General features: G+C 73.4%; 9 protein-coding genes and 1 pseudogene. 5 read left to right on the plus strand and 5 right to left on the minus strand.

All coding sequences use genetic code 11. The features are described from left to right. Positions 1 to 46: 46 nt before the first annotated feature. Positions 47 to 1,165 carry an FAD-dependent monooxygenase gene (locus ABZU32_RS36380; RefSeq protein WP_354930109.1) on the minus strand — a complete coding sequence of 373 codons (1,119 nt, stop codon included), beginning with the start codon at positions 1,163 to 1,165 and terminating at the stop codon, positions 47 to 49. A 124-nt stretch (positions 1,166 to 1,289) separates the two neighbouring features. On the opposite strand from ABZU32_RS36380, the gene ABZU32_RS36385 reads away from it, so the two are divergent. Continuing rightward, positions 1,290 to 1,796, plus strand: a complete 507-nt coding sequence (locus ABZU32_RS36385; protein WP_354930112.1) for a TetR/AcrR family transcriptional regulator — start codon at positions 1,290 to 1,292, stop codon at positions 1,794 to 1,796. On the opposite strand, the gene ABZU32_RS36390 is transcribed toward ABZU32_RS36385, so the two are convergent. Next, positions 1,793 to 2,374 (minus strand): helix-turn-helix domain-containing protein, encoded by a 582-nt coding sequence (locus tag ABZU32_RS36390; protein ID WP_354930115.1) that lies wholly within the window; start codon positions 2,372 to 2,374, stop codon positions 1,793 to 1,795. The two genes, ABZU32_RS36385 and ABZU32_RS36390, sit on opposite strands and share 4 nt — an antisense overlap. Positions 2,375 to 2,489: 115 nt before the next feature. Here ABZU32_RS36390 and ABZU32_RS36395 point away from each other — a divergent pair, with 115 nt between their 5' ends. Beyond that, positions 2,490 to 3,440 carry an SDR family oxidoreductase gene (locus ABZU32_RS36395; protein WP_354930118.1) on the plus strand — a complete coding sequence of 317 codons (951 nt, stop codon included), beginning with the start codon at positions 2,490 to 2,492 and terminating at the stop codon, positions 3,438 to 3,440. A gap of 13 nt (positions 3,441 to 3,453) precedes the next feature. Here ABZU32_RS36395 and ABZU32_RS36400 read toward each other — a convergent pair whose 3' ends face one another. Beyond that, entirely contained in the window at positions 3,454 to 4,224 is a 771-nt protein-coding gene (locus tag ABZU32_RS36400) for a TetR/AcrR family transcriptional regulator (RefSeq protein ID WP_354853354.1), read from the minus strand. A 214-nt stretch (positions 4,225 to 4,438) separates the two neighbouring features. Beyond that, on the minus strand, positions 4,439 to 6,442 hold the full coding sequence (locus ABZU32_RS36405; protein ID WP_354930121.1) for a cellulose binding domain-containing protein: 2,004 nt from the start codon (positions 6,440 to 6,442) through the stop codon (positions 4,439 to 4,441). A gap of 322 nt (positions 6,443 to 6,764) precedes the next feature. Here ABZU32_RS36405 and ABZU32_RS36410 point away from each other — a divergent pair. Then, positions 6,765 to 7,744 (plus strand): annotated as a pseudogene (locus tag ABZU32_RS36410) (ATP-binding cassette domain-containing protein). Positions 7,745 to 8,090: 346 nt separating this feature from the next. Next, positions 8,091 to 8,921 carry an ABC transporter permease gene (locus ABZU32_RS36415; RefSeq protein WP_354930169.1) on the plus strand — a complete coding sequence of 277 codons (831 nt, stop codon included), beginning with the start codon at positions 8,091 to 8,093 and terminating at the stop codon, positions 8,919 to 8,921. A gap of 365 nt (positions 8,922 to 9,286) precedes the next feature. Here the strand turns inward: ABZU32_RS36415 and ABZU32_RS36420 are convergent, their stop codons facing one another. Continuing rightward, on the minus strand, positions 9,287 to 10,915 hold the full coding sequence (locus ABZU32_RS36420) for an FAD-dependent monooxygenase (RefSeq protein WP_354930124.1): 1,629 nt from the start codon (positions 10,913 to 10,915) through the stop codon (positions 9,287 to 9,289). Between the two features lie 403 nt (positions 10,916 to 11,318). On the opposite strand from ABZU32_RS36420, the gene ABZU32_RS36425 reads away from it, so the two are divergent. Continuing rightward, positions 11,319 to 11,687, plus strand: a complete 369-nt coding sequence (locus ABZU32_RS36425) for a nuclear transport factor 2 family protein (protein WP_354852710.1) — start codon at positions 11,319 to 11,321, stop codon at positions 11,685 to 11,687. Positions 11,688 to 11,744: the final 57 nt, after the last annotated feature.

Consider the following 11,744-nt stretch of genomic DNA (forward strand, 5'->3'; position numbering starts at 1 on the left):
GCCTTACCGGGCCTTGGCGAATGCAACGGAAAGAATCAAGAAGGGGTCAGACGGCGGTGCTGAGGTAGGTGCTGACCCGGCGGAGCCAGGCGATGTATCCGGCGGTGACCAGCGTGTCGGGGACCAGCCGCGTCAGTGCCTGAAGCCGGTGGTTGTTGGTGTTCTCGGTGGCCGCCAGGTCCGCCGCCCGGGCGGCCTGCCGGGAGCGGATCCGCTCGTAGCGGCGCAGTCTCTCCGCCACCGATCCTGGACCTTCGAGCTCACGGGCCAGGGTCCAGCCGTCCTCCAAGCCCTGGTTCGCTCCCTGGGCCATCGTCGGCGGCATGGAGTGCGCGGCGTCCCCGGCGAGCGTCGTACGACCGCGGCCCCAGACCTTCGGCACGCGGTGGCGGTGGTGGGGGAAACGGTCGGCCTCGCCGATCGAGGCGAGTACCTCGGGTACGGGCGCGGCCCAACCTCCGAAGCGCTCGGCCAGCGCCTCGACGGGGGAGGTGGGCAGCGGCTCACGGTGGTCGACCCGATGGTCGAACCACCACAGCAGCAGCCCTTCCCCCGCGGGGATCAGGCCGCAGAGCCCTTCTCGCCCAACGATCATGACAACCCGATGGGAGGAGACGAGGTCGAGCGGGGCCTTGACGAACCCCTGCCAGGTGACCCAGTCGGTGGTCTGGCCGGGGTCGCCGCCCCAGAGGTGGTCGCGTACCACCGAGGAGCGTCCGTCGGCCCCGACGACGACGTCGCCGCGCGCCGTGCCGCCGTCGGCGAAGGTGATCTCACCCCGTTCGTGATCCACGTGCGTACAGGTGAAGCCGAGGCGCAGCACACCGTCGGGCAGGCCGCCGGCGAGGCGTTCGACCAGCCGCTGGCGGGGCAGGTGCACGTTCGGCGTGCCGTAGCGACGGGCCACGGCGGCGACGTCGACGGTGAGCGTCGTCCGTCCGCGGTGCGTCCGCGACTCCATCGTGTCGATGCGCCGCCCGACACCGGTCAGATCGACGCCGAGGTCGTGCAGGATGCCGGTGCTCCCGCTCCAGAGGGTCACGGATCCGCCCGCCGTGCTCAGCGCAGGCGCCCGCTCGTACACCTCGACCTCGTGCCCCGCTCTGACCAGGCCACGCGCGGCGGCGAGTCCGGCGACGCCCGCGCCGACGACCAGTACTCTCATCACGTCACCCTATTTCCGATACTCATAGTATCTGATATGGAGAGTATCACATATGTCGAGAAGTCCGTCCTCCAGGGGTCGCCGGCCTGATCCGGCCGTCGATGCGAAGATCCGTTCCGCCGTCTTGGACCTGCTGCTTCAGCGCGGTCTGGAGATGACGATGGACGAGGTGGCCGCACACGCCGGCGTAGGCCGCGCGAGCGTGTTCCGCCGCTACGCGACGAAGCGCGACATGTTGCTGGACGGGTTGGCCCAACTGCTCGACATCCAGGTCGCCATCCCCGACACCGGCTCACTCGCCGGTGATCTGCGGCAGGTGGTCGTCGACACGCTGGCCATTTGGCACGACGATCGGCTCGCCGCGCTGAGCCGCCAGATCCTGGGCGAGAGCGGCCGCGATCCGGTCGTGGCCGACCTCGTCCGCACGAGCATGCGCGACCGGATGGCACGGACCTGGGCGGTCTACGACCGGGCGATCGAGCGCGGCGAACTGCGCCCGGACAGCGACCTGTGGCTACTGACCGACCTGTTCGCCGGACTCGTGGCCTACCGTGGCCTGCTCGGTCTTGGTCTCCCCGACCCCGATGAGGTCGTCCGGTCTCTGCTGTACGGCTTCGCGGCGACAGGCTAGCGCTGCTGCAAGCGGCTGCCCGCGGTCACGGCTTTCAGCTCGTCGAAGGACTCCCGGATGAGCTGCGACAGCCCCGGCTGCGCGGGGTCGCCGACCCAGCGCTCGAACGCGACCTTGAAGACGGCGAGGCCGACCTCGGCGGCCAGGCTCGCCGCCGGATCGGTGACGCCGCGCCGGCGCAACGTGCCGGCGAGCGCCGCGGACAACGTGGCGAGTTTGATCAGCTCGCGTTCCTGCAGCTCGGGGTTCGCGTCGATGACCGACCGGCGCCGCCGGGCGCTCTCGCGGCGCTCCCCCATCAGCTCGCCCACGGCTTGGACGGCTCGTGCCACCATCTCGATCGGGGCCGCCGCGTCGGGGGCGTCCTCGACGGCGGCCACCAGGTGCTCGCGCAGCGGGCCCGAGCCCCAGAACAGCACCTCGCGCTTGTCGGCGAAGTGCCGGAAGAACGTGCGCTCGGTCAGCCCGGCCCGTCCGGCGATCTCGGCCACCGTGGTCTGCTCGTACCCGCGCTCGATGTAGAGCTCCAGCGCCGCCTGCTCCAGCCGGCCGCGCGCGTTCGGCTCCCATCGTCCCATGCCGGAATCCTACCTTGATGACAGTGGCTGACATCGGTGCTACGTTGATGACAGTCACTGACATCGGTCTGGGGCCTGGATGCCCCGGACGATCGGACCCTTTGGAGTACTTCTCATGCGCGTATTCGTCACCGGCGCCTCCGGATGGATCGGTTCCGCCGTCGTCCCCGAACTGGTCGGCGCGGGTCATCAGGTCGTCGGGCTGGCGCGCTCGGACGCCTCCGCCGCCGCGCTCACCGCGGCCGGCGCACAGGTGCGTCGCGGCACCATCGACGATCTCGACGGCCTGCGCGACGCGGCCGCCGCCTCCGACGGGGTGATCCACCTGGCGTTCAAGCACGACATCGCCTTCTCCGGTGGCTTCGCGGAGGCCACGCAGGCCGATCGGCGCGCCGTCGAGACCTTCGGCGAGGCGCTCGCGGGCTCTGGTCGGCCGCTGGTCATCGCCTCCGGGATCGTCGGGCTCGCCCCCGGGCGGGTGGCCACCGAGCAGGACGGGCGCGGGTCCGGCCCGAAGGTGGCCCACGCGGCAGGCGGGCCGCGGGATCGGCAGGAGACCGCCCGGATGACGCTGTCCCTGGCCTCGCGCGGCGTCCGCTCGTCGGTCGTGCGGCTCCCCCCGACGGTGCACGGGGATGGGGACCCCGGCTTCATGGCGGTCCTGGTCGGCATCGCCCGCGACAAGGGCTTCTCCGGCCACATCGGCGAGGGGGCCGATCGCTGGCCCGCCGCGCACCGGCTCGACGCCGCCCACCTGTTCCGCCTGGCGTTGGAGCAGGCGCCGGCGGGATCGGTCCTGCACGCGATCGCCGACGAGGGCGTGCCCATCCGCGACGTCGCCGAGGTGATCGGCCGGCATCTCGGCCTGCCGGTCGCCGCCGTCGCACCCGAAGACGCGGGCGCGCACTTCGGCTGGCTGGCGGGCTTCCTCGCCGCCGACAGCCCGGCCTCCAGCGCACTGACCCGCGAGCTGCTCGGGTGGCGGCCGACCCAGCCCGGACTCATCGACGACCTGGACAAAGGCCACTACTTCCACAACGCTTCCACGCAGGCGGCCGCGTTCTAGGGCGCCGGCCGTCCTAGGACGCGGCCGTCCGACGGGTCACCAGGGCCTCGACGCCGTCCAGGACCCGCTGGAGGCCGAACTCGAACGCCTGCTGCGGAGCGGAGGCCGCGCCGTACTCCTCCCCGGCGGCCGTGCCCACCCGCGCCGACAGCGGGTAGCGGGACGGGTCCATCACCTTGGCCAGGTAGGGGGCGTGGGCCCACCACCACTGCTCGTCCGACACACCGGTGCGCTGTGCGACCTGGGCGGCGTCGACCGCGCCGCGCGCGGCGCCGTGCACGAACCCCGCGACCAGGGTGACGACGGAGTCCATCTCCAGGTCGGTCAGTCCGATGCCCTCGACGGCGGCCAGCTCATACTCGTAGGCGCCGGCCACGTTGGGACCGAGCGGCGGCCGGCTGGTGGCGACGTACAGCATCCACGGGTGACGCTGGTAGAGCGCCCACTTCTCCCGGGCCACGAACTCCAGCCTGCCGCGCCACCCCCCGGGCACCTCGGCCGGCCGGGCGGGCTCGCCGCACACCGTGTCGAGCATGAGGTCGAGCAGCTCGGCCTTGCCCGGCACGTAGGTGTACAGCGACATGGTGCCCACGCCGAGGCGCTGGGCGACGCGCCGCATGGACAGCGCCGCCAGGCCGTCGGCGTCGGCGAGCTCGACGGCGGCGCGGACGACGCGGTCGACGCTGAGGTCGGGCCCGCCCTTGCGCCCGGACTTCTCGCGGGTGCGCCACAGCAGGGCGAGGCTGCGCGCGGGGTCGCCCCCGCCGGTGTACTCCGTGGTCATCGTGGTCCCGATCCTATGGCCGCCGCCCGGGACCACACCGGACCCGCACCCCCGCCGCCCCGGGCGAACGGCCCCCCTCCATGCCGGACGCACCCCGCCCGGCGGTGAACGGCGCCCCGCGTCACCGGACGGACGGGCACTGCGCCCGGTGGGGCGGCCGGCGTCCCGCGGCCCTTGAGGAGGACGGCCGCGGGACGCCGCACGACGACGAAGGCTACGCGGCCGAGCAGAGTGTCCCGTTGAGGGTGAAGACGGTGGGCAGGACGTTCGGGCCGCTGTAGTTGCCGACGAAGCCGACGCTGACCGTCGCCCCCGTGGGCAGCGAGCCGTGACCGGCCTCGTTGACGACCTTGACCTGCGAGCCGTCCTGCGTCCAGACGCCGCCCCAGCCGCTGCCGAGGCTCTGCCAGGAACGCGGCCAGCCGAAGTTCAGCGTCCAGCCGTCGATCGGCGCGCCGTTGTTGGTGACGTCGATGGCGCCGACGTACCCGCTGCCCCAGTCGTTCTGGTCGCTCAGCCGGACCGTGCAGGAACTGGACGCGGGCGTGCCGGTGGTGAAGGTCAGCGGCGGGGACGCCGGCGACAGGCCGCCGCCGCCGTCCCGGGCGATCACATTCACCGTGTAGCGCGTACCGGGGGTGAGGTTGGCGACGGTGAAGGAGGTGCCCGCGGTCTCGCCGAGCTGCTCGCTGACGACGCCGTTCTGGCGGTGGATCTCGTACTTGACGATCGGGCGGGCGCCGGCGGAGGCGGCGGGCCAGGAGATGGTGGCTCCGTGGTCGGTCACCCCCGAAACCGTGGGCTGGCCGGGCGCCCCCGGCAGCCCGGTCTGGGAGGAGGAGGGACGCACGACGATCGTCGTCATCGACAGGGGCGGCAGCGTCTGGGCGGTCGCGCTGCCGGCGGTGGCGGTGGTGATGCTCGTGGCGCCGTTGGTGTGGGTGAGCACGGTAGGCGCCGCGCCGGCCGGGGCGAAGCCGGCGTACCCGATGGTGACGGGGTAGGAGGTGTCGGCCGAGGTGTTGAGCATCAGCACCGCGAGGTCGCCGTCCGGGCGCCGGACGGCGTGCGCGACCACCTTGGGCTGGTCGGTGGCGGCCCGGAGGAACCGGTCGCCGGGACGGGCGAACCTGCTCACCATCTGCAGCGCGAAGTACGGCGCGAAGGGCGTGTTCAGCGCCGGCTCGCAGACCTCGCCGCCGGAGGTGCAGGCCCCGCTCGACAGCAGGCCGAAGTCGCCGTAGTCGGTCTGCCCGGCCACCTGGGTGACGGGGCCGATGCCGTTGTGGGTGTTCCACCAGTCGACGGTGAACACCCCGTTCGCCAGCAGGGTCGCGTAGGCGTCGGCGGCGGCCAGCGCGCCGGGCTGGGTGGTGGCGCCGGCGCTGCTGGTGCCGGTGTTGAACTCGGTCATCGCGATGCCGATGCGCTCGGCCCCCGGGCCCGCGTACGCGGCGATCTGCCGCCGGGTGAGGTCGATCATGTCGGGGACCTGGCCGGCTCTGTCGAGCGCGCCCGGGTACCAGTGCACGATCACGAAGTCGATCTTCGGTCCGGCGGCCGACAGGACGACCTTGTTCCAGGTGCCGTCGTCGCCGGCGGCGACCAGCCCGTCGGGCCAGTTGGCGGGCGTGGTCAGCACCGCGCCGATCTTGATGGAGGGGTCGGCCGCCTTCATCGCGTCGGCGTAGGCGACGACGTTGCGCGCGTACTCGGCCGGACTCTTGTCGGCGTGGTCGTCGGCCTCCCAGGCACTGCCGTAGCGGCCGTTGCCGTAGTTCTCGTTGCCGATCTCCCAGTACTTCACGCCGTAGCCCTTGACGACGTTGGCCTGGTGGACCCAGGCGGCGGCCTCCGCGGCGGTGCCGGTGCCGTAGTTGGCGGTCACCATCGGCTGGGCGCCGGTGCGCCGCACGCCGCGCATGAAGGTGTCGAAGTCGGTGCCGGGCGCCACGTACCCGCCGGGCGCGGTGTGGTCGGCCCAGTGGTAGATGTCGGAGTAGGAGCCGCCGGGATAGCGCAGCACCTTCACGCCGGCGTCCTTCAGCAGGTCGGCGGTCGCGTCGGTGCCCAGGTTGGCGTCCCAGATCGCGTGGTTGGCGCCGATGCCGGTCGCGGGGACGGTGGCGAGGGCGGCGCGGGCGTTGACGGTCACCGCGACCGCGGCGGGCTCGTCGGCGTGCGCGGCGGGCAGGTTCAGGCCGGCCAGCGTCAGCACGACGGCGGATGTTAGCGCTAACAGAGCTTTCGGCATCGGACCCCTCGCCATGGACATCTCATGCCTCCCGACCGGGAAGCACCCATGATCCTGGGAGCTGACGCCGTCCTGCGTCAACCGACCGTGAAACTTTCACTGCGCACGGTCATCGCCGCCGCCATCGCCGAACTGCTTCTCGCCCCGCCCTCCTGGCCGTTCGCGGACGCGGAACCTGGCCGCCGAACGCTCGCTCAGCCAAGGTCCCTGTCGGACCCGGTTATTCCGTACGATGTCCCGTATGCTGTACGGTACAACGTACGGAGTTAATGGGAAGGAGGCGGGAGTGGGGTCCACAGGACACGCGATCCTCGCCGAGGGGCTGCGCAAGCGGTACGGCCGCACCGAGGCCCTGGCCGGGTTCGACCTGGCGGTGCCGGCGGGCACGGTATGCGGGCTGCTCGGGCCCAACGGCGCGGGTAAGACCACGGCGGTGCGCATCCTGACCACGCTGCTGCGGCCGGACGCGGGCCGGGCCGAGGTGGCCGGCTTCGACGTGGTCCGCGACGCCGCGCGGGCGCGCTGCCGCATCGGGCTGGTGGGGCAGAACGCCGCCCTGGACGAGGTGCTGAGCGGCCGGCAGAACCTGGTGATGTTCGGCCGGCTGTACCACCTCGGCACGGCGGGAGCGCGCCGCCGCGCCGACGAACTGCTCGAACGGTTCGGGCTGGCCGACACCGGGGACAAGCCGGTCAGCTGTACTCCGGAGGCATGCGCCGCCGGCTCGACCTGGCCGCCGGCCTCATCCTCACCCCGCCGGTCCTGTTCCTGGACGAGCCCACCACCGGGCTGGACCCGCGTGGACGCGGAGAGGTCTGGCAGGCCGTCGCCTCGCTCGTCGCCGGCGGCACCACCGTGCTGCTCACCACCCAGTACCTGGAGGAGGCCGACCGGCTGGCCACCGACATCTGCGTCCTCTCGGCCGGCCGGACGATCGCCCAGGGCACCCCGGAGGAGCTGAAGTCGCTCATCGGCGGCGACCGCGTCGAGCTCGTGGTGCGCGAGCCCGCCGACATGGGCGCCGCCGCGGCGGTCGCCGAACGGGTGGCGGGCGCGCGCGCCGACCGCGACACCGACCGGCGGCGCGTGAGCGTCCCGGTGCGCGACCGGGTGGCCGCGCTGACCGCCCTGACCCGGGCGCTCTCGGAGGAGGGGGTACCGGTCGAGGACATCCTCCTGCGCCGTCCCACCCTGGACGAAGTGTTCCTCCACCTCACCGGCCACCAGGCGACGGCACCCGACCCGACGAAGAAGGCGGCGGCATGAGGACGACCACGAGCACCCACGTCGGACTCGGTGGACGGGGGGCGCGTGGCGGCGTGGCGCGGACGGAGGGTGACGGCGGCATGAGGACGACCACGAGTACCCCCATCGGACCCGGTGGATACGGGCGGCGCGGCGGCGCGGCGGGGACGGAGGTTGACGGTGGCGTAGAGACGACCACGAGTACCCCCATCGGACTCGGTGAACGCGGGGCGCGTGGCGGCGTGGCGCGGACGGAGGGGGACGGCGGCATGGGGACGGTCCTGGTGATGCCCGGAGCGTTCGGCGGGCGCGCTGGATGCGGGGACGCGGGGGCGCGGCACGGGTGGGAGGTGGCGGCATGACCGTCATGGATTCGGTGGCGCCGCCCGCGCCGCCCCGCACGGCCGCCGCGCGGTTGCGGTGGGCGCTGGCCGACGGCTGGACCATCACCCACCGCGACCTGGCGCACCGGGCCCGGCGGCCCGGCCAGGTCGTCGTGGAGCTGCTCTTCCCCGTCATGATCGTGTTGATGTTCGCCTACCTGTTCGGCGGCGGCATGGCCATCCCCGGAGGAGGGGACTACCGCGAGTTCCTCATGCCGGGAATGTTCGCCATGACGATGGTCTTCGGGATCGAGGCCACCTTCACCGCGGTCAGCGCCGACGCGGCCAAGGGCGTCACCGACCGGTTCCGCTCGATACCCATGGCCCCCTCGGCGGTGGTGACCGGCCGCTGCGCCGCCGACATGCTCAACTCCGCGCTCGGGCTGGCCGTCATGATCGCCTGCGGGCTGGCGGTCGGCTGGCGGTGGCACCACGGTCTCGGACCCGCCCTGGCGGCCGTCGGGCTGCTCCTGCTGCTGCGGTTCGCCCTGCTGTGGACGGGCGTCTACCTCGGGCTGGCCATCCGCAACCCCGAGGCGGTCATGGCCGTGCAGATCCTGGTGTGGCCGCTGGGGTTCCTGTCCAACACCTTCGCCTCTCCGGCCACGATGCCGGGGTGGCTCGGCGCGGTCGTCGAATGGAATCCCATGTCGGCGACGGTCGCGGCGACCCGGGAGCTGTTCGGCAACCCCGGCTGGGGCGGCGGTTCCTGGGCGGCCCAGCAGGCGCCGTTGCTGGCGCTCGCCTGGCCGCTGCTGCTCATCGCGGTCTTCTTCCCGCTCTCGGTCCGCCGGTACCGCACCCTGGACCGCTGACCCGCATCCACCACCGGGCCGTCCTCACCATCGGGTCGCACCCACCACCGGGCCGTCGTCCCCACCGGGCCGTCGGCCCCACCCCCGGGTCGGCCCCACCCCCGGGTCGGCCCCACCCCCGGGTCGGCCCCACCCCCGGGTCGGCCCCACCCCTGGGGCCGGCCCCATTGCCGGCCGGTCCCCGATGCGGGGCCGTCCCCCTTGCCGACCCACACCCACCGCCTGTCCGTCCCTACCACCGGCCCGTCCCACTGTCGGCCTCCCCTGCCGCCCGCACCCACTGCTGTTCCGCCCCCAGTGCCGGCCCGCACTCACGGCTGACCCGCCCTCGGGAGCGCCGACCGCGGTGAGGCGAGGGCGCATAATCAGCCGGTGGCGGCCGGGGTGGCGGGGCGGTGGCCGAGCAGGGCCAGGTAGCCCTCCACCTGGGCGGGGTCCTCGGTCACCGCGCCGATGTACCCGTCCGGACGTATCACCACGTATCCCCGGTCGCCGTACGCGGCGCGGATGTGCCCGCCGGAGTCGGAGAGGTCCGTGCCGACCCGGCACACGCGCACCCCCGCATCCGCGCCGAACCCGAGGCCGGCGGACCCGAGGTCGCCGAACCCGAGGCCGGCGGGCCCAAGGCCGCGGGACCCGAGGCCGGCCGACCCGAGGCCGGCGGACCCGGTTCCGCCGCCGTATCGGGCCACGTCCTCGCCGGTCGGAGCGGCGCCGGCGGTGGAACCGAGGACGAGCAGCGTGGTGTGCGGGCCGCGCAGGACGTCGAACAGGCGGGTCGCCTCCCCGGCGGCGGTGTGGCACGGCGCGTCGGGCGCCCGGTCGCCGGCGCGGGCGCCGACGGCGGCGAGCGAGCCGCCGTGGTAGGACAGCAGCAACTGCTGGGTGTCCTCGCCCCGGTGCGCCGCGTCGGCGTCACCCCGCCTGGCCTTCTCGTGCAGGGCGGTGCTGAGGCCGAGCACGTCCGCCGCGACGGGCAACCGCTCCTCCTCGTAGGCGTCCAGCAGGGCGGCGGGAGCGCCGCCGATCACCCGGGCCAGTTTCCACCCGAGGTTGTAGGCGTCCTGGACGCCGGTGTTGAGCCCCTGACCGCCCGCAGGGGAGTGCACGTGGGCGGCGTCCCCGGCCAGGAACACCCGCCCGACGCGGAACCGGTCGGCCATCCGGATGTTGACCCGGTAGACCGAGGTCCAGCTCAAATCGGTCAGGCGGACGCGCGCGTCTCCGCGGGCGGCGTCCAGCCGCTCCTGGTACCCGGCCAGCGTGCGATCGGGGGTCTCGTCCTGGCCGAGTGCGGCGGTGAACTGGAAGACGTCGGTGCCCGGCAGCGGGCACAGCCCGACGGCGAGCTTCTGCGCGGCGAGATCGCCCCACACGTGCCAGTGGTCGCGGTCCAGGTCGGCGGTGGTGACGTCCCCGATCAGCATCCGCTCGCTCTCGTGGGTGGTGCCGGCGAACCCCACGCCCAGCAGTTTGCGCACCGTGCTCCCGCCGCCGTCGGCCCCCACCACGTAGTCGGCCGTGAGGCGTTCGCGGGCGCCCGCGGGACCCTCGAGGGTGACGGTCACCCCGCCGGCGTCCTGTTCCAGGCCGGCGAGCGCGACGCCCTGCTCCACCCGCCCGCCGAGCCCGGCGAGCCGCTCGCGCAGGATCGCCTCGGTGCGCCACTGGGGTTGCATGAGGACCATCGGGTACGGCACGGCCGGGGTGGGTTCGGCCGGCTCGTGCAGGCGCCCCTGCCATACGACCGTGTCGCCGGCGTAGGCCTGCATCGGCGGGTAGGGCGCGGCGGTGGTCAGGGTCGGCTCGATCACGCCGAGGTCGTCGAAGACCTCCAGCGTGCGAGGTTGCAGGCCCTTGCCGCGCGAGCCGTTGGGACGCGCCTCTGGGGAGGCGTCGACCAGGCGGAAGGCGACGCCGCGGCGGGCGAGGTCGACGGCGAGGGTGAGCCCGGTGGGCCCGGCTCCGGCGATCAGCACGGGGGTGTGGTTCATGATTGTCCATCCCAGGTGGTGGAGGTGGTCTCCGCCGGATGTGGCGGTGACGGGACCACCGTGCACGGCGCCGCTGCCACGCCGCTGCCATGACGCTGCCACCGCAATGCCACCCGCTGCCGCCCGCACGCACCCGGGCGCGCCGCCCGTCGTCTGGACGCTGCCGGACGCGCCGTCCGTCGTCCGGACTCGCGCACCCACCATCGACGCGCCTGCCCCGTCGCCCGGGTGGAAGGACCGGTCGTGCGGCCGGGTGCGGGGACGACGACGCTGGTGAGGGCCGTGCGCGGTTACCCGTGACGTAATCGATTTCCCGGCGCCCGCCCGCCATTGTTGGGACATCGGATGGTTCGCCGACATCCGCCGAAATATCAACCCATAGATAGATATAAGGAGTGCAGTGATGAGTGACGCGCACGAACTGATCAGCCGGTACATCGCGGCGTGGAACCAGACCGACCCCGCCGCCCGCCGTGCGGCCGTCGACGGGCTGTGGGTCGAGGACGGCACCTACGTGGACCCGCTGGCGTCCGTCGAGGGGCGCGAGGCGATCGACGCGACCATCGCCGCGGTGCAGCGGCAGTTCCCGGGATTCGAGTTCCGCCTGTCGGGGCCGGTGGACGCCCACCACAACCTGGTCCGGTTCGGCTGGCACCTGGGCCCGGCCGGCGAGGCCGAGTCGGTGGTGGACGGCTTCGACGTGGCGGTGCTGACCGAGGACGGCCGGCTGCGCGACGTGCACGGCTTCCTCGACAAGGTGCCCGCCGCCTGACACCCCCGCTCCGGTGCGGCGTCCTCGGCGAACGACGCGGCGACGCGGCGCGGGGTA

Source organism: Sphaerisporangium sp. NPDC005288, from assembly GCF_040607475.1.
In the GTDB taxonomy this organism is placed as follows: domain Bacteria; phylum Actinomycetota; class Actinomycetes; order Streptosporangiales; family Streptosporangiaceae; genus Sphaerisporangium; species Sphaerisporangium rhizosphaerae.